We start from the raw sequence: 18,270 nt of genomic DNA on the forward strand, positions 1-18,270 counted from the left end.
GACCATGATCGCAAAGCATATCCGCAGCTATCCGCTGCTGGCGGCAGTGAGTGCCCTCAGTTTTTTCGGCAACGCCCAGGCTGCCACGCCGGTGTTTATCAACGAAATACATTACGACAACGGCGGCGCTGATACCGGCGAAGCGGTGGAGATTGTCGGACCCGCAGGTACTAATTTAAGCGGTTGGTCGTTGGTGTTTTACAACGGGAACAGCACCATTCGCAAAGTTTACAAAACCACTGCACTCAGCGGAACCATCGGCGACCAATCCGGTAACGGCGTTGGCACTCTAAGCTTTTCTATCAGCGGGATAGAAAATGGCGCACCAGACGGAATTGCATTGGTCAATGGCAGCACAGTCGTACAATTTTTAAGCTATGAAGGTTCTTTCATTGCTGCTGACGGTCCGGCTACCGGCATGAACAGCATCGACATTGGCGTTTCGGAACCCGGCACTACAGCCAGCGGCCAATCGCTACAATTACAAGGCAGCGGCACTAGTTACGAAGACTTTACCTGGAACGCGGAATCGACAAGTTCCTTTGCAGCAATCAACAACGGCCAGAACTTCGGCGGCGTCACCCCACCACCGCCACCCGTCTCCCAATGCGGCCAAGCCGCAACGCTAATTAGCGCAATCCAAGGCACAAGCGGCGTTAGTCCCTTGAGCGGCAGCGTGCAACATGTGGAAGCCGTTGTTAGCGCCGATTTCCAAGGCAGCACGAATTTAAACGGCTTTTTCGTGCAACAAGTCAGCGGTGCAGATGCGAACCCTGCCACCTCGGAAGGATTGTTCGTCTCATCCAGCTTACCGGTCAATGTCGGCGACAAAGTACACATCGTCGGCACCGTGACCGAAACATTCTCTATGACCCGCATGGAAGCCGTCAGCTCGGTCGATGTCTGTTCTTCCGGCAATACCTTGCCAGCCGCGGTTGAAGTCAACCTGCCTTTCGACAGCGCCGGCAATGATCCCGAGCGCTGGGAAGGCATGCTGATTCAATTGCCGCAAACCCTGACCGTCACCGAAAACTTCAACCTGGGCCGCTTCGGCGAATTCTTGCTGTCGTCCGGCGGCCGCTTATTCACACCCACGCAAGTAGCCACACCCGGCCAGGCCGCTATCGATGTCGCCGCACAAAATTTGGCTAACCAACTGTTGGTAGACGACGGTATCAACGTACAAAATCCGGATCCGGTAATTTACCCGCAACCGACTGGTTTGAGCGCCGCTACTCCGTTGCGCAGCGGCGACTCGGTAGTTGGAGCTACCGGTGTATTGGCTTACGACTTTGGCGTGTATCGCCTGCAACCGACTCAACCATTGACCTTTGTCGCCGACAACAGCCGCAGCCCGGCTCCGACCTTATCAAGCTTGGGTTCTCTGAAAGTCGCTAGCTTTAACGTGTTGAACTACTTTAACGGTAACGGCCTGGGCGTAGGCTTCCCAACTTCTCGCGGCGCGGATACGCTCGCGGAGTTTAATCGTCAGCGCGCCAAAATCATTCCCGCCATCCATGCGTTAAATGCTGACGTGATCGGTTTGATGGAAATCGAAAACGACGGTTACGGCAGCACCAGCGCCATCGCCGATCTGGTGAACGGTTTGAATCAACTGGCCGGCGCCGGCACTTACGCTTTCATCAATCCCGGCTTGAACAAAATCGGCACCGACGAAATCGCGGTTGGCCTCATCTATAAACCCGCAAAGGTATCGACAGCCGGCTCTGTGGCGATTTTGGATTCTTCCGTCAATCCCTTGTTTCTCGACACCAAAAACCGCCCGGCCATTGCGCAAACCTTCTTGGATAAAGCCTCCAACAAACTGCTGACCATCGCGGTTAACCATCTCAAATCCAAAGGTTCGGCTTGCGATGACGTTAACGACCCGGATACTGGCGACGGCCAAGGCAATTGCAACCAAACCCGCACCGATGCCGCGCAAGCCCTGGCGAGTTGGTTGGCTAGCGATCCAACCCACAACGGCGCCAGCAATGCCTTGATCATCGGTGACTTAAACAGCTATGCGCAGGAAGACCCGATCAGCGCCTTGAAAAACGCCGGCTATCAAAATCTGCTGGAAACCTTCATTGGCAATCAGGCGGCTTATAGTTACGTGTTCGACGGCGCGGCCGGTTATCTGGATCACGCTCTGGCAAACGCCTCGCTAGCGTCGCAAGTCAAAAGCGTCGGCGAATGGCATATCAATGCCGACGAACCGAGATCCCTGGATTACAACACCGAGTTCAAATCGGCGAATCAAGTAAGCAGTTTCTACGCGGCCGATGCTTATCGGTCATCCGACCACGATCCGTTGTTAATCAAACTGTTCGTGCCCGGCGACCTGGATAACGACGGCGATGTCGATAACAACGACGCTGGCCTGATCAAAGCTCAGGTCGGCAAATGCAGCGGCAAGGTTGGCTTTAACAGGGAAGCGGATTACGACAAGTCAGGTTGCGTCAGCATGGCGGACTACCGGATTTGGTACGGCTATTTCAATAGCTACGCGGCTATCAGCAAGCCATAAGCGCCGCATAAATTACCGATTAATTTTTATTTATTGAAGAAGGTTTTATGAAAAATATGACATGGCGTCAATGCCTTTTGCTGGTTGGTCTGTTCTGGTCAGGTACGAATCAGGCTAGTGGTATTTCGGTACCGGAAAATCAGGATCTAATAAGCGGGACGGTGTCGATAGCCAGACCCCGACTGGAAGTAACTGCACGGCCACCGCTTCAAGGGGGTGACATCGTTATTTTACCGGGGGGCAATATTCAACTTGAAGCTACGACTCCACCTATTACAAATATTACAAATACCGGATATTTCCCATCACCAATCTCGCCGAGCGAGCCCACATTTTTGGCATTGAATCAAACCTCGGGCCTTACCCACGTTGGCGATTATTTCGACGTTGCATTGGTGGCATTCGTGCCGTTGGCTAACGCCAGTCCAGACGAATTGGTGTTGGGCTTTGGTTTTAATGCCCAACTTGGCGGCATGGGTGCGGCGCAATTTCTGGGAAGCACTATCAACTCGTTATTCACCGATATTTCAACACAGGATGGCGTGAACTTGGCCGCTGCTGGTTTGGCATTCCCAGGCTTGGGTTTCAATGAAGTGGGTTCCTTGATCTCGCTGGCGGTTTTGCATTTTCAAGCTGTTACGGCGGGAAATCTGAATATTGCCATTACCAGCGATTTGAGTGATCTCAATCAGGGTTTGATCTTTTTGAATCAAAGTGCACTGGCGATTAATAGCAGCGTTGGCGTTGAAATCACTGCGGTGCCGTTGCCGCCGTCTTTATTGATGTTTGTTAGTGGGGTGGTGGTGAGTTTGGGGGGGATTCGGCGGAAGCGAGGCTAAAAACTGGATAAATCCTGGCTTACCTAGATGCCATCGGCTTAAGATTTTGTGTCGCTAACGCGACGGTTTATTCTAACGTCGGTTCTCGCACCGACAGGCGAGATACTTTTCTTTGCTCCGCCAAAGAAAAGTATCCAAAAGAATAACGGGAGAAAACCACTCCCAAAATCAAGCGAAAACAAAACGTCGGATGAGCAACGCTTTTCTGCAAACCGATTATCGGTATAGGTTTATGCCGGGTAAGCACAAAAACCGTGCCCACCCGGTATATTGGCTGTTGGAGCGGACGGTTTTGTAGGCCGTTGCCGACTGGGTTGGAAGGTTTGGATATTCAAACTCTAAACCTTGCAAAACTCTCCCGGTAGATTTGATTAGCTAGTATTGAATGTTAATTGAGCCTACAAAACTGCGAGGTTGACCAAAGTCGACAATTCCCGAACTCGCATCGCTAATCGTATTCAAGCCCGTGAAGTGGTGCTTATCCAATAGATTGTTGATATTCAATTGCGCTGTGATCTTAGATTTACCTAAATTGATACTGTAAGCGGCCAATAAATCGAGCGTGGCATAACCGGGAGTGGTGAGAGCGGGTTTATCGCAACAAGCGCGTTGCCCATCACGCAGTGTCACACCTCCACCGACTTTAAAACTTCTTAGATCGCCCTCCAGAAACTCAAAAACATTCCAAAAGCTGCCGGTGTTAGTGGGCACGTTCCAGAAGCGCGTGCCGACCGCTTGATAACCTTCATCGTCGGATTTGGCAATCCGGGCATCGGTATGGGCATAGGTTGCAATCACATGCCAACCGGGCAAAATTTCACCTTGTACATCCACCTCCGGTCCTCGGCTGCGCACGGCGCCGGTGATTACCGACAAACCCTGTGCCGCCAGCGTCGGGCTGGCAGTAGCAACATTGGATTTGGTTAAATCGTAATAGGCGAACGTCGCGCGTAGGCGGCCATCGAAAAACTCGGTTTTGATGCCGCCCTCGTATTGTTCGGCGCTGGTCGGCGGCACCGGTTTACCCGATTCCAGTCTGGCGTTCGCGGTATTGGGACCGAAACTCTCAACATAATTGGCATAAAGACTCAGCCAGTTTTGCGCCTGCCATAAAATCCCGACGCGAGGTGTGACAGCATCATTGCTGGATGCCGAAGTGTCTGTGCCGCCACCGAAAATATCACCAAATTCGGTCAAATTATGTTGATGCAGATTTTGGTAACGGATGCCGCCCATGATGTGCAGATCAAAAGGCAATTTGATTTGATCCTGAATATAAAAGCCGAATTGGTCGGTGCGATTGTCACTATTGCCTATCAACTGCAAGGGCTGGGTAAAGGGTGTGCCTGGATGGTTGGGACTGAGCAAATCTACTAACGAGTTGTCCCAAATGAAATTTGCTGGGTCCGCGAAACTGGTGGCGTCGTGGTGATGATTATCCAAGCGGTAATAATCGCCGCCCAACAATACGGTATGTGCGAGCACGCCGGTGTCGAAATGGCCTGTCAGGTCGATATTGGTGGAGTAGGTGTTGAACTGACTCTCAACCCCCCAAAGCTGTCGGGTGACACTGGCGTTATCAGCGGAGACAGGATAAACAAAATGAGGGTTATCAATCGTTTGCTGATTCACAGCAAAGCTGTGTTTAATAGACCAGTCGTCGTTGAATTGATGCGACCAATTCAATCCACCATAGACCGTTTCCCTCGTGGTTGGCGTGTACTCACTGTAATTACGGCGACGGGGAATGTCGAATAACTTACGGTCAAATAATGGGACAAACGCCGTATCAAGGCCAAGATGCTGATGGTTATACTCTAATTCCAAGGTGGCTTGGGTTTTGGGACTAATCTGCCATTTCAAGACTGGCGCTACGAATACGTCTTCCTTGCCCACAAAGTCGCGAAACGAGCCACTGTTTTGATAAGACAGGTTCATTCGATAAAGCAAACTTTTATCGGTGTTGAGTGGGCCAGTCGCATCCAATGTGGTTCGATAATGATCGTATGAGCCAAATTGCTGGCTGGCGGCATAGTAAGGCGTTGCCAATGGCTGTTTGGTGACGACATTGACCATGCCTCCGGGCTCTACCAAGCCGTACAGGATCGCTGCCGGTCCTTTTAATACTTCAACCGATTCGACATTAGCCATTTCCCGGCTTGATGCACCTTGTTGCAAACGAAAGCCGTTGCGGAAGTAGGTCTGTGATTCAAAACCACGCAGGATGATCGATTGTCCCGTGCCACCAAAAAAACCGCCTTCCAGGCCGCCTGAACTGTTAGTGGTTACGCCACTGACATTTTTCAAAGCCTGATCAAGAGTAATGACCTGCTGATCCTTTAGCACCTGTTTGGACACGCTTTGCACATTCAACGGCGTTTCCATGACCGGCGTATCGATTTTGGTGCCGGCGCTGGCGCTGGGTACTACATAATCCGCGTTGTAAGGATCGGTCGCTTCGTAAATGGTTTTGCCTAATACTGTTACCGTCGGCATAGTGGCAGCCGATTGCGGCGAACTTCTATTCACCGCCGGTTTAGCTTCGATGATGGCTGTATCGTTGCCCATCAAGCGATAACCCAGCCCGCTATCCTTCAGCAATTTGCTCAGTCCTTGCTCGACTGTGACTGTCTCATTCAGTGCAGGGGCCGTCAGGCCGCGTGTCAAATCGGCGTTGAAGACCAGTTTCAGATTGGCCTGGTCGGCAAAAGACGTCAGGGCTTCGGTCAAGCCGCCGGCGGCAATGGCATAAGTTCGGGCGCCATCTTGCGCGGTGTCTGCGTGGACCGTGTGGCTGGCAATGCTCAACGCCAGGGCCGTGATGGCAAAAGGCGCGGTCATGGTCGCGAATGTGGGTGTCCTCATAAAATCTCCTGAATGCGTAAAAGGCGGCGCCGATTGCCGGCGTTACTCTTCACAACGTTTCAGCACAAAAATCATGAACAGCGGACCCGAAAAATTGCGGACATGCGCCGCGATGGAGATAGATAGTAGACGCAGCCAAGGCCCTCCCGTTCGCACGCGGCTTATTTTCTGAATGCGGCATATCACACGATATGCGGTATATCGCGCGGTTTTATGGATGGTAAAGTCCGGGCAAATCCTACTCATTCTTGATAAATTGTATTTTTGGCGGCGGCTTAGGCGGCTGTCAAAGCCCGAATGGCGGGGATTTCCGGCCGATAGCGGGCTTAACGCGGTGAGGAAACAAACGCGCTTGGTGCTGATTTTGCTTCTTAAAACGTCTGTATTGCTAACCCAGTCTTTTAAAAACCCAGATGAACGCAGTTCCGGACACTATTGATCACTTCTTTCGGGAAAACCGGGACGATTTAATCGGCTTCTTCCTGCGCCGCTTGAACTGCCCGGATACCGCCAAGGATCTGGCTCAGGAAACTTTTTTGCGGATTCTGTTTTCCGAGCAACGCGCGCCCACCCAGGATAGGCGGGCGCTGGCTTTTTTCATTGCCGGCAACCTGGTGGTGGATCATATTCGCAAGGAATCGGTGCGTGCCCGCTATACGCCAGCTCAAGAGGTGTCGGCGGAACTGTTGGAAGCGGTCGCCAGCAATGATCCGGATGCCGAACAACGCCTGATGATCTGGCAAGATCTGGATGCCGTCAATGCGGCCTTGAACGAGCTGCCGGAAGAGTGCCGCACGGCGTTTTATTTAAGTGCCGTCGAAGGTCTGACCTACGCGCAAATTGGCGAATGTCTGGGTGTGTCCGAGCGGGCTATCGCCAAACGGATTGCCAAGACCTTGAAACATTGCCGCGCCAGTCGTGAATGGGGTTAATGCCGGTAACGGTTTATTTTCCGCCGGCCTTGCTATATCGTGTGTCCCCTCTTTTCTTGTTCACCCTGCCTCAATGAATACCGACCCAGACGATTCCGGCGATAGCTTGGCCGACCAGGCGATAGACTGGTTGGTGGAGATGCGTTCCGGGGCTGTCACTGACGCCACTCGTCGCCAATTCGAGGCGTGGTATCGGCAAGACCAGGCGCACCGGCAGGCTTACGCAGAGGCCGAGGCGCTGTGGGGTTCGGTGGCGCAGGCGGTCAAAGGATCGCCGCCCGCCGATTTGCAATCGAAGTCAATCGGCTCGGTGCGGCAAATGGTGGCTAATCGGCGCCGGTCCCCTTGGTCCGGTCTGGCGCTGGTGGCTTCGCTGCTGTTGGCTGTGCTGTTTGGTCGAGACATACTCCAAGATTGGTTACTGAGCGATTATGCGACAGCGGTTGGCGAACAAAAGCAGATTCAACTGGCCGACGGCAGTAGCGTATTGCTGAATACCGATACCGCGTTGGCAGTGGACTGGGCGGAAGACAAACGCCGGGTGGTGTTGCTGAGGGGGCAAGCCGAATTCAAGGTCGCCGCCGACGCGCACAGACCGTTTGAGGTTGAAGCCGGCGATACGGCGGTCAAGGCCCTAGGGACGGTGTTCGACGTAGCACGGCGTGCATCGGGTGCTGTCGAAGTCAGTGTCACGGAACACGCGGTGGCGGTGCGCTTGACCGATAAATCCAATGTCGCGCCAATGCGGGTCGAAGAAGGTCAGCATTTGCTGTATGCCGGTAGCGGTAGTCTGGACAAGCCGCACGCGGCGAATCTGAATCAGTTAAATGCCTGGAAACGCGGCAAGCTGATTTTCCACGATCAAACGCTGGCCGATGTGGTCGCCGAATTGAACCGCTATTCAAAAGCCAAGATTCTGTTGAAAGGTGAGGATATCGAACAGATGCGCGTCAGTGGGGTGTTCCCTACCGACAGCTTGGCCATGTTGGACGCCTTGCAAAAATCTTTGGCCATTCGTTTGACTCAGTTGGGGCCATGGCTGGTAATTTTGCATTCTTGATGCGAAAACAGAATCAGCCTGGCAATATTCGGAGCCGCCGATGCGGCAATTGGCCGCATTCCTGGCGGCAAGGCTTTTGTCATAATTAATTGAAAATTGTCTTAATTTGGTGAATTTAGTTGTTTGGAAGAACGACGCCAGTTCAGGGAAGCCGCCGCATGTTTAACCGCCAGTCCTAAAAAACCGTGCCTTTTATTAGAGCTAATCGAATCGGACTTGTTATTGCTCAAAATCCGGCATCATCTTTTCTTGATGCGTCCTTTGGCATCGAAGTCGGCCATGCGGTGTTGCTAAAGCCAACCCGCCATAAAGAACGTTCGGTCAACATCTCCGTGCTATTTTTGATGTTAGTTACGGTTACGTTGCTGCACTTGGCCGGGGTCAGCTGCTTCTTGTGCCCCGACCTGCCGGAGGCAAAGGCCGTTCCGATTAAAATGGAGGTGTCGACGATCACGATTCCGGCCATCAAGCCAAGCCTTGAGCGAACCCAACCACCGCCGCCCAGCGTTGCCCAACCCAAACCTAAAAAGCCGCAACTCAAACCCAGGTTGAAAAAAGTGACGCCGCAGGCGCCGCCGTCCGATTTTTCAATGCAGGAACAAGTTTTTGATCAACAGCCGCGGCTGATCGACGATGCCACTCAGCCGTCGATCCCCGAGAAAGTAACCGCCGACAATCCAAGTCCGGCTTATACCGAGGCGTATCTCAACGCCGCTTACCAACACAATCCCAAGCCGGAGTACCCCAGTATCGCCCGAAGCCGAGGCTGGCAGGGCAAAGTGACTTTGCGCGTGGAAGTCAGCGAGGAAGGCCAGGTCGTCGGCGTTGCCGTCGAACAAAGTTGTGGCCACGAATCGCTGGACGAATCCGCGGTCGAAGCAGTCAAGCAATGGCGCTTCGTGCCGGCCAAACGAGCGGAAATCAATGTAGCCAGCGCGGTATTGGTGCCGATCATTTTTACGCTGCAAGACCAAGCGCCGGCTTTTTAGATTTTCCGCCCTTCTTGCCGCACGCTGGAAACAGCTGGGCGGTTGCTTGTTTTCGAGTCAAATTGATTAATGTTAAAGACGGCGGATTCAAATCCGAAGGAGTGGACCGCTTAGCAGCGTTTTATCTCAAATCAGGAAATTTTGTTTTACCCACACGTTTACCATTCATTTCGAGAACACACGTGTCATTCAAAAAAATATTTATCGCGTTCACCCTGCTTTTTAATGGGAGGAGAAAAACCACTCCCAAAATCTATTGAAAAATCAAAAAACGTAGGGCGGACAACTCTTTCTGCCCACCATTCGCGGTGTATATTTAATGCCGCGTGGGCACAAAAAACGTGCCCACCCTACCCGGCTGATAATCCGGGAAACCGGTTTGTACTTGACCTTCCACTGATGAGCAAAAACCGATCCAAGCGGCCTGATAGGACAGCTATTGGATTGGCGGCTTAGTTCGCATTGCAGACAGATATAAAACAGACTGATCGAAACCAAAGAGAATTCCATACTCTATTTCCTAGAAGCAAGGTACCAAGGATGATATATTTCCGCATGCTTCTAGTGTCGTATTTTTCAACACCATTTGAGGTGTTAAAGTCACGCCTACATATAAAATCAATTACTTAAACATAAACAGTTGGAGTTATACGACAAATGCGCGGGATTATCGGACATCTAGTGTCGTATACATTACGTTATGCCTCTCGGAGATAGTGCAAGTGATGTTTTCCGCTGTTAATGGACAAAAAGCCGTTGCCTTCCCGAAAGGAAGGGGCGTTTGCCTTTTCTGCGGAAATGACGTGATCGCCAAGTGCGGGAATCAGAAGGTATGGCACTGGGCGCATTCCATCAAACAGACATGCGACCCCTGGTGGGAGAACGAAACGCAGTGGCACCGCGATTGGAAGGCGCATTGGAATGAACAGTTTCAGGAGGTAGTGCACTTTGACAGCCTAACTGGTGAAAAACACATTGCCGATGTAAAGAATCGGGAAGGCTTTGTGTTGGAATTCCAGAACTCCCCGCTGAATGATGGTGAACTGATCTCTCGAGAGCGTTTTTACGGAGATATGGCGTGGGTGGTTAATGCAGCGAACTTTGTGTCCAACATTCAATTCGGGGCGATGTTACCTAATCCCGAATTGCCTGAGTCATTGGATATGTGCGTTCGCCCGGTGCAAAACTCACCGCAAAGCTTTATCTTTCACCGCATATCCGAGAACGAGCCGGGCGCTACCATGGTCGAGGTCTACGGAAGTCATCGGATTCAGAATTTCATTGACGAGACCCACGTCGGACACCGTTTGTTCGCGTGGAAGAAACCAAGAACTGTCTGGTTTCGTTCAGCCCGACCCGTGTTCTTCGATTTTGGCGGTGACGTTATATGGCGCCTCAGAAAATTCAATTCCCACAGCGCGTACTGCCTCGAAGCTGTTAGCAAGGCTCACTTCATCGGTTGTTACGGTGGCGCAGCCGAGGCATAACCCGGCAGTCGAGCGGACCTGCGCGAAAAGCCGCGCAAGGCCCTAAGGCGCAATTTGTAGGGCGTCAATAGGCGCAGCCGTATTGCGCCGTATGTTGGCCTTAAAGCATTCGGCGCATTACGCTATCGCTAATGCGCCCTACAAAACTGCGCAAATATTAGCTGGATTTCAAACTTCGCGGCGGGGTTTTCTCCCGTATGCCGCGCCGAGCACCGGAGGGTTTGAACGGATCAGCCCGTTAGGGGCGATGCAGGGATGCATCGCGTTTTACGCAGGGGCTGGGAAGCCCCTTCGGAAAACCCCGTTCGAACCCGAGGAGCGCAGGATCAAAGCGGCATCCGGGCCGCCTTTTCTTTGGATACTTTCTTTTGGCGGAGCAAAAGAAAGTATCTCGGTCGTCGGTCCGAGAACCGACTTCAAAACACCCGTCGCGATAGCGACACGAATCCTAATAATCCAGCTTCGAACCGTAACTTCGGAGTTATTTTGTTCATCGTTCAAGTTCAGAACACCATCACCCAAGCTATTTTCTCGACCATTCCGCTTCAGAACTCAATCCATCGAGCTCCGGACCGCTCCATTGGAGTAATTTTGTCCAACGACCGAGCTCCGAGCTCAACCAATAGAGAAAAATTCCTCCATCATCCGAGCTATTTTCTCAATCATTCCGGTTCAGAACTCAATCCACCAAGCTCGATACCGCACTATTGGAGTAATTTTGTCCAATGCCCGAGCTTCGAGCTCGAACGATGGAGAAAATAACCCCAATGCCCAAGCTTTTTTCTAAATCATTCTGCTTCACAACTCAATCCGCCAAGCTCCGAACCACAACATTGGCGTTATTTTGCCCAGCACTCGAACTATAAACTCGAGCAGTCGAAAACCAAGATGCCCCAACTGAATCCTGGCTCACCTCATTCCCCAAATTTTATCCTGATTAGTACGAATCTTCAGCTAGCGCCCAAAAGATCGTCATTCCGGCAGGGATTGACGGAATCCAGGCTCCATGGATGACTCGAAGCTTACCATCCATGGCACTGGATACCCGCTTCCGTGCGGGTATGACGCTTAGCTGAAGATCTTTGCTAATCAGGAATTTCATTGCTTACATTCAGGCCTAACAGTCTGAAACCACCGCCGCTAGAAAGCCGGCAACACATTTGTATTACATTTCACGAAATCTTCATTTAGCAATCACAAGTTCATCACAAAATTTCCTTAGGCTGTACTTGCTTTACCCATAGCGATGGAAATTTCTCAACCCCAAATGAACGAGCAGCCAGTGACTTATAACAAAAACGCACGCGCTGTCTTTATCGGAGCATTCTAAATGATCAAAAAATCTGTTCTTGCCGTGGCCTTGCTGTCGGCAATCTGCACGCAAGCCGAGGCGATTACCCTTAATGCCGACGGCGCTTGGCATGCGTTCGACGTAGACAATTCGGTGTCTAATTCCGGCGGTCTGGAATGGATAGACCTGGATAACAATGCTTTAAGCTTTGAATTCACCTTAACCGGCTCGGCGATTTTGCGCGTAGTGGACGCCGGCTTCGCTGGGGATAGATTCAAGATTTTTAACACGGCCAGCGTAATCGGTGAAACATCGGCCGCCGTTAACAATTATCCAACTTCTGTTTACAGCGATTTTGACTTGGCTTACGCCAGCTCAGACTACAGCCGCGGCGAATTTCTGCTGGGTGCCGGCAGTTACCAAATCAGCGGCCTGCTGATCCAATCCGCTCTGGACGATACCTCCGCCGAGATTAACGCCACCGTCGGTGCTGTCAGCCTAACCGCAGTACCTCTGCCCGCCGCTGCCGGTTTATATGCAGCCGGCGCCGGCCTGCTGGGCTTGGTCTCTCGTCGCCGCAAATCCACTAAATAAGGGTTAAACCAATGAAATTAAACAAACTAGCCATAGGCATCGCATTGGGCTTGGGCACACTGGGCGCGGCCAATGCCGTGACCACCATCCCCACCACCACAATCAAAATCGTCGCGTTCAACGATTTCCACGGCCAATTGGAATCGCCGGGCACGTTCCGGCAAACACCCACCAGCGCGGCATCCACCAATATCCCGGTCGGCGGCGTGGATTGGATGGCCGGCTATATCAACGAATTAAAAAACCAAAACCCGAGCACTGTCGTGGTCTCGGCCGGCGACATTATCGGCGCCACGCCGCTGGTTTCCGCGTTGTTTCACGACGAACCGACCATTGAAACGATGAACCGTCTGGGCCTGGAATTCAACGCGGTCGGCAATCACGAGTTCGACGAAGGCAAGACTGAATTAAAACGCATGCAAAACGGCGGCTGTCATCCGACCGATCCTAACTCCTGCCAAGGCGCTTCAGTTGGCACGCCGGTGCCGTTTGAAGGCGCGGATTTCAAATTTCTGGCTGCCAATGTGGTCGAAACTGCCTCCGGCAAAACCTTGTTCCCGCAATACGCGATCAAAGTCATCGGCGGGGTGCGGGTGGGCTTTATCGGCATGACCTTGAAGGAAACCCCGACCATCGTCACCCCAACCGGCGTGGCCGGCCTGGAGTTCAAAGACGAAGCGGCGACTGTGAATGCCTTGATCCCAAAATTGCGCGCGCGCGGCGTCGAAGCGGTGGTGGTGATGATTCACCAAGGCGGCACGATACCGGTCACCCAAAGTGCCTCTACCATCAACAACTGTAATGACGGCTTGAACGGCTCCCCAATCAAAACCATCGTCAATCAATTGGACGACGAAGTGGATTTGGTGATCTCCGGCCACACACACCAAGCCTATAACTGCCAAATCGCCAACAAAGCCGGCCGCTTGATTTCAGTCACCAGCGCGAATTCGCAAGGCCGGGTGTTGACCGACATTGATGTCGCTATCAGCACCGCCAACGGCGAAGTCAGCAGCGTCAGCGCCGAAAACATTGTCGTTGATCGCAGCAACACGGCCATCACGCCGAATGCGGCGATTAAAACCATCGTCGACAATTACAAAGCCCTGTCCACACCTATTGCTAACCGAGTGATCGGCAGCATCAGCGCAGCGATTACCAGAACCGCTAGCGCTGCCGGCGAATCGGCTTTGGGCGATGTGATTGCCGATGCGCAATTGTTGGCTACCCAAAATGTCGGCTTTGGCGAAGCGGTGGTTTCATTTATGAACCCCGGCGGCATCCGTGCCGATTTGACCTTTCCGTCCAGCACAGCAGCAGAAGGCGACGGCAAAGTGACATACGCCGAAGCCTTTACCGTGCAACCCTTCGGCAATACCTTGGTGACACTGACCTTGACCGGCGCGCAAATCCACACCTTGCTGGAACAACAATTCACCGGTTGTACCGTCGGCTATCCGGCCGGTGCACCAGTTGCGGGCCAAGCGTTCAACCGTATCATGCAAGTGTCTAATGGCTTTAGTTACGAATGGAAAGAAAAAGGCACAGCTTGCGATAACGTCGATCCAGCCAGTATCAAGATCAACGGTGTCGTGGTAGACCCAGCCGCCAGCTATCGAGTTACTGTGAATAATTTCATGGCGGACGGTGGCGACCAATACTATGTGTTGACGCAAGGCACCAACCGCCTGGGCGGCGCGCTGGATCTGGATGCGTTGGAAAACTACTTTACCGCTAACGGTACTGTAGCCCCCGGCCCGCAGAATCGGATTTTGCTGGCGCCTTAAGCTTTATGGATTAGTTGTAAGCTCTGTAGTGGTACTCGGGCCCGCTGGTACGCGATACAGCGGGCTTTTTTTTGCCCGTTCAGTCAAGCAGCAAACAGCATCGATACTCGATTATTAATTCGGCCCCCAAATATCGTCGCTCCCGCGCAGGCGGGAGCCTAGCACCTATACTGGATTCCCGCCTCCGCGGGAATGACGAATCCAGGGATTTTAAGGACGTAATTAATGATGATGTTCATGCCCCATTTGGGCTTGCACTTTAATCACGAACGGATCGGACTCCTTGTCGCCCAAATCGGCAAAATCGATTACATCGTAGCCATTAACTGGTGTAGGTTGCCAAGGCGCGGCTTTCAGAGGATAAGCGTGCAATAATTCGGTACGCTCGGAAAAGTCGCCATGTTCACGTTCAATCAACGCCGGCAAGGCCACATCCAACCGCATCACCACATGCCATTGGGTGTCCGCGACTTTACCTTGATATTCTCGGGTCGGGATGCCGTCGGTCCATTCGATTTCTTCGGCTGTGAGTTTGTCCAACAGTTGGCTATCCAGCAACAGCGCCAATTTTTGCCAGGACGGGGTGATGTCCAGCATGCGTAAGTCGCCGGCTTGAAACTCGATCGCCCGCTGGTCGTGGTGATACAGCTTACGGTGAATCAGCTCCTGGCCGTCGCGCTGCCACAGTTCGCCCAAGCCTAGTTGCGGTCGTTCGATGGTGATCTGCTGGCTATCGCGCCAGAAGCGCCAGCTGACTTCTGGGGGCAGTGCTTCGTGTTCTTCGTGTTCGTGCTCTTCGCCAGTGCGGGTGGTGACAAACTCGGCGGCTACCGCCGGCAAGTTTGCCGCAGATAGCTCGATAATTTGGGTGTTAGCGGCATCCTTGGCCGGCACATGGCTGCAAGCAGCCAAAACAATCAATAAACCCAGAGCAAATAGTTTGGGTAAAAACTTGAAAATAGTGTTGAGCATGGTTCCTGCACTTTAACGGTATTCAAAAAAATGTAACTATTCAGTGAATTGCAAAACTCTGTAAATCGCCGAGAAATTGCTCCCTCTACTGATGGAGAGGGTTGGGGAGAGGAGAATTAAACTAGCAAAATACTTTGTTTTCATCCCCTCACCCTACCCTCTCCCGCTGGAGAGGGATTTTCGTACTTCGTAGTGAATAATTACAAAAAAATCAGGGACGGCTAGCGTCCCTGATTCGGCTTTGGGAATGGTTCCCGGACTATTTGCGCATGCCTAGCGCATCAGCCATCACATGATAAATCACGTTTTGTTCCAGCGTACCACGGACCAGATAAGCACCCGGGCCATCCGCATAGATAGCCACGTCTTCGCCGGCGTGGGTTTCCGCGCTCATCGGTACTGTAGCTTCCTGCATGTAGTTAGGGTTGGCTGTATCAACCGCTGTTAAATCAGGACGCAGTTTGCTACCCGTATAAGCGGCGGCCACGGTGCCTTCATTGGCAGGATTAAATTCCTTGCGTTGCAAGCCGCCGGTCCAACCCGGACCGTTAGCATACGACAAGGTAGTGTAAGGCAAACCCAAAGAATCCTTCAGGGTAACGCCGTCCACGGCGGTTTGACCCAGGATAGGATTACCGCGCGACGGATAGCCGGCGATGGTGAACACATGGCTATGATCGGCAGTAACCAGGATCAAAGTATCTTCGTCGCGGGTCAGTTGTTTGGCTTTTTTCACTGCATCCGACAGCGCCACGGTATCGGTTAGCGCCCGGTAGGCATTGCCGGCGTGGTGAGCATGGTCGATCCGGCCGGCTTCCACCATCAAGTAATAACCTTTGCGGTTTTTTTCAAGAATTTTGATGGCTTTTTCGGTCATCTCGGTCAAGGACGGTTCGCCGGCGGCGTCTTGCGCGCGGTCGGCTTCATAGCGCATGTGCGAACGTTCGAACAAACCCAACAAATGATCGGTAGACGCCGGGTTTATCGCGTCGAACTGGGCTTTGTTCCAGACATAGTCGGAATTATTGTATTGCGAAGTCCATTCCAAGGTCAGATCGCGGCCATCGGCGCGGCGACCTTTTTGGGTGGGGTATTCGGGGTCGGCAACAGTATTGGGCATGAAATAACTACGTCCGCCGCCCAAAGCCACTTCCAGACCATCGCCGTAAGGGAATTCCAACAATTGGCGGGCAATATCCTTTACGGTAGCACCAGCCGGCAGATTGCTGTCGGCTTCCCAATCGCGGTCGGCAATGTGCGCGTAGTTTACGGCTGGCGTAGCGTGGGTAAAACGGGCGGTTGTGACGACACCGGTGGACATACCGCGCTCTTCGGCACGTTCCAGGATGGTTTTGACGCTTTTAGCGGCATTCACTTCCGCGCTTTTTTCAGTGCGGAGGATACTTTGCTCGACTGAAATAGCGCCGTCATTGGCTTTAATACCCGTGACCATCGCTGTAGCGGTCGGCGCGGAATCGGAGGTTTGTTGATTGGCGCTGGCCGTCACTGAATGGGCCATATAGCCAAACTTTTCAAAACCCAGACGGTTAAATTCACCATCGCGCCCGGCCATTTGGCCTTCCAAAATCCGCGCGGCGGTGACAGTGGATATACCCATGCCGTCACCGACGAACAAGATGACATTTTTGGCTTTGCGCAGTTGCTCTACGTCTCGTTTATTGACCAATACCGCTGCTTCGCCGGCTTTGAACCACTCTACGCCGGATGTCGGTACTTGGCTGGATTGCGCGGGATTATGATGATTGTGGTGATCGCGATCCGCATGATCGTGGGCTACCGCGGCTACCGATAAGGTAAAACCGAAGGCGCCGACAGCGACTGCGGCCAATTTTTGTGGATGTGTTTTTTTCATGTGTTGCCCCTAGAGCGATGTTCGGAGCCGCAACATTAACGCGCGAATATGACAGTCACGTGACCATTCCACCATCTAAAAGCGTTGTTTAAGCAACGCTAAGTCCTAATCAAGTCTCATCGAAACTGCATACTTTTGAGTAACAAATAGGTCAGGGATTGACTCGATTCCATATTTCAACTATTGTTGAAATATGGAAAACAAAACTGCTGTTACCGCCCTGGCCGCACTGGCCCAAGAATCCCGTTTGGCTATTTACCGCGCCTTGGTCCAGGCTGGCCCGGCAGGTCTGGCTGCCGGAAAAATTAGCGAAACCACCGGCATTGCGCCCTCTTCCCTGTCGTTTCATCTGAAAGAGCTGACTTATGCGAACTTGGTCAGCTCACGCAACGAAAGCCGTTTCGTGATTTATACCGCCAACTTTTCGGCGATGAATGAGTTGCTGGCGTTCCTGACCGAGAACTGCTGCAACGGTAATGCCTGTTTGTCGCTTTCCGTCTGTTCCGAAAATGACGTCCAGCCCACCGATTCTTTACCCTCAAACCCGACCGACACTCCATCATGAACGTATTATTTCTATGTACCGGCAATTCCTGCCGCTCCGTCCTTGGCGAGGCCACTTTTAATCACTTGGCGCCGGCGGACTGGCATGGCCTGAGCGCCGGCAGCAAACCGACCGGCAAGATCCACCCCCGCTCGCTGGCCTTATTGGCCAGAGAAGGCATTTCCACAGAAGGTTATTACAGCAAGTCCTGGAACGATCTGCCGGTAACGCCGGACATCGTATTAAGCGTATGCGGCAATGCCGCCAACGAAACCTGCCCCGCCTACCTGGGCCCGGTCATGCGCAGCCATTGGGGAGTCGAAGACCCCGCCCACGTTGAGGGTACTGACGAGGAAATAGACGCGGCCTTCATGGTCGCTTATCGCATTCTGCGCCACCGCATCGAACAGTTTTTTGACTTACCGTTGGAAGAGTTAAAAAACGATCCCGAGCGTCTAAAAGCCGAACTGGATCGCATCGGCACTTTGTTGCCCTAATTGTTAAGGA

Annotated in this window: 13 protein-coding genes; 10 read left to right on the forward strand and 3 right to left on the reverse strand. The window is 52.5% G+C overall.

The window, feature by feature from the left end; translation table 11 throughout:
* Nucleotides 1-4 precede the first annotated feature (4 nt).
* Entirely contained in the window at nucleotides 5-2,530 is a 2,526-nt protein-coding gene (locus G006_RS0108115) for an ExeM/NucH family extracellular endonuclease (protein ID WP_020482679.1), read from the forward strand.
* A gap of 335 nt (nucleotides 2,531-2,865) precedes the next feature.
* On the forward strand, nucleotides 2,866-3,369 hold the full coding sequence (locus G006_RS0108120) for a hypothetical protein (RefSeq protein WP_020482680.1): 504 nt from the start codon (nucleotides 2,866-2,868) through the stop codon (nucleotides 3,367-3,369).
* Nucleotides 3,370-3,744: 375 nt separating this feature from the next.
* On the opposite strand, the gene G006_RS0108130 is transcribed toward G006_RS0108120, so the two are convergent.
* A complete protein-coding gene (locus tag G006_RS0108130) occupies nucleotides 3,745-6,234 on the reverse strand; it encodes a TonB-dependent siderophore receptor (protein WP_235048843.1) in 2,490 nt (829 codons plus the stop codon).
* A gap of 413 nt (nucleotides 6,235-6,647) precedes the next feature.
* Here G006_RS0108130 and G006_RS0108135 point away from each other — a divergent pair, with 413 nt between their 5' ends.
* The 6 genes from G006_RS0108135 to G006_RS0108170 all read left to right on the forward strand — a co-directional run bounded on the left by G006_RS0108135 (nucleotide 6,648) and on the right by G006_RS0108170 (nucleotide 14,374).
* A complete protein-coding gene (locus G006_RS0108135; protein ID WP_020482683.1) occupies nucleotides 6,648-7,166 on the forward strand; it encodes an RNA polymerase sigma factor in 519 nt (172 codons plus the stop codon).
* A 73-nt stretch (nucleotides 7,167-7,239) separates the two neighbouring features.
* Nucleotides 7,240-8,226 carry a FecR family protein gene (locus G006_RS0108140; protein ID WP_020482684.1) on the forward strand — a complete coding sequence of 329 codons (987 nt, stop codon included), beginning with the start codon at nucleotides 7,240-7,242 and terminating at the stop codon, nucleotides 8,224-8,226.
* A 344-nt stretch (nucleotides 8,227-8,570) separates the two neighbouring features.
* The gene (locus G006_RS25205; RefSeq protein ID WP_152428824.1) at nucleotides 8,571-9,215 is read left to right on the forward strand and encodes an energy transducer TonB; all 645 of its coding nucleotides are present in this window, start codon (nucleotides 8,571-8,573) and stop codon (nucleotides 9,213-9,215) included.
* Nucleotides 9,216-9,940: 725 nt separating this feature from the next.
* A complete protein-coding gene (locus tag G006_RS0108150) occupies nucleotides 9,941-10,702 on the forward strand; it encodes a competence protein CoiA (RefSeq protein WP_020482686.1) in 762 nt (253 codons plus the stop codon).
* A gap of 1,330 nt (nucleotides 10,703-12,032) precedes the next feature.
* Entirely contained in the window at nucleotides 12,033-12,587 is a 555-nt protein-coding gene (locus G006_RS0108165) for a hypothetical protein (protein ID WP_020482689.1), read from the forward strand.
* A gap of 11 nt (nucleotides 12,588-12,598) precedes the next feature.
* Nucleotides 12,599-14,374, forward strand: coding sequence for a bifunctional metallophosphatase/5'-nucleotidase (locus G006_RS0108170; RefSeq protein WP_020482690.1), 1,776 nt, complete (start codon nucleotides 12,599-12,601; stop codon nucleotides 14,372-14,374).
* A 222-nt stretch (nucleotides 14,375-14,596) separates the two neighbouring features.
* Here G006_RS0108170 and G006_RS25215 read toward each other — a convergent pair whose 3' ends face one another.
* Both G006_RS25215 and G006_RS0108180 read right to left on the reverse strand, forming a co-directional pair.
* The gene (locus tag G006_RS25215) at nucleotides 14,597-15,346 is read right to left on the reverse strand and encodes a hypothetical protein (protein ID WP_020482691.1); all 750 of its coding nucleotides are present in this window, start codon (nucleotides 15,344-15,346) and stop codon (nucleotides 14,597-14,599) included.
* A 259-nt stretch (nucleotides 15,347-15,605) separates the two neighbouring features.
* A complete protein-coding gene (locus tag G006_RS0108180; protein ID WP_020482692.1) occupies nucleotides 15,606-17,219 on the reverse strand; it encodes an alkaline phosphatase in 1,614 nt (537 codons plus the stop codon).
* Nucleotides 17,220-17,412: 193 nt separating this feature from the next.
* Here G006_RS0108180 and G006_RS0108185 point away from each other — a divergent pair, with 193 nt between their 5' ends.
* Complete coding sequence (locus tag G006_RS0108185; protein WP_020482693.1) at nucleotides 17,413-17,784, forward strand: ArsR/SmtB family transcription factor; 372 nt, start codon at nucleotides 17,413-17,415, stop codon at nucleotides 17,782-17,784.
* On the forward strand, nucleotides 17,781-18,260 hold the full coding sequence (locus G006_RS0108190) for an arsenate reductase ArsC (protein ID WP_020482694.1): 480 nt from the start codon (nucleotides 17,781-17,783) through the stop codon (nucleotides 18,258-18,260). Before G006_RS0108185 ends, G006_RS0108190 begins: the two co-directional genes overlap by 4 nt.
* Nucleotides 18,261-18,270: the final 10 nt, after the last annotated feature.

The sequence above is a fragment of the Methylomonas sp. MK1 genome, assembly GCF_000365425.1.
Taxonomy (GTDB): domain Bacteria; phylum Pseudomonadota; class Gammaproteobacteria; order Methylococcales; family Methylomonadaceae; genus Methylomonas.

Excerpts from the sequence above, each read along its gene's own strand:
- G006_RS0108115 (WP_020482679.1), top strand. The coding sequence starts at position 5 with ATGATCGCAAAGCATATCCGCAGCTATCCGCTGCTGGCGGCAGTGAGT.
- G006_RS0108130 (WP_235048843.1), bottom strand. The coding sequence starts at position 6,234 with ATGAGGACACCCACATTCGCGACCATGACCGCGCCTTTTGCCATCACG.
- G006_RS0108135 (WP_020482683.1), top strand. The coding sequence starts at position 6,648 with ATGAACGCAGTTCCGGACACTATTGATCACTTCTTTCGGGAAAACCGG.
- G006_RS0108140 (WP_020482684.1), top strand. The coding sequence starts at position 7,240 with ATGAATACCGACCCAGACGATTCCGGCGATAGCTTGGCCGACCAGGCG.
- G006_RS25205 (WP_152428824.1), top strand. The coding sequence starts at position 8,571 with ATGTTAGTTACGGTTACGTTGCTGCACTTGGCCGGGGTCAGCTGCTTC.
- G006_RS0108150 (WP_020482686.1), top strand. The coding sequence starts at position 9,941 with ATGTTTTCCGCTGTTAATGGACAAAAAGCCGTTGCCTTCCCGAAAGGA.
- G006_RS0108165 (WP_020482689.1), top strand. The coding sequence starts at position 12,033 with ATGATCAAAAAATCTGTTCTTGCCGTGGCCTTGCTGTCGGCAATCTGC.
- G006_RS0108170 (WP_020482690.1), top strand. The coding sequence starts at position 12,599 with ATGAAATTAAACAAACTAGCCATAGGCATCGCATTGGGCTTGGGCACA.
- G006_RS25215 (WP_020482691.1), bottom strand. The coding sequence starts at position 15,346 with ATGCTCAACACTATTTTCAAGTTTTTACCCAAACTATTTGCTCTGGGT.
- G006_RS0108180 (WP_020482692.1), bottom strand. The coding sequence starts at position 17,219 with ATGAAAAAAACACATCCACAAAAATTGGCCGCAGTCGCTGTCGGCGCC.
- G006_RS0108185 (WP_020482693.1), top strand. The coding sequence starts at position 17,413 with ATGGAAAACAAAACTGCTGTTACCGCCCTGGCCGCACTGGCCCAAGAA.
- G006_RS0108190 (WP_020482694.1), top strand. The coding sequence starts at position 17,781 with ATGAACGTATTATTTCTATGTACCGGCAATTCCTGCCGCTCCGTCCTT.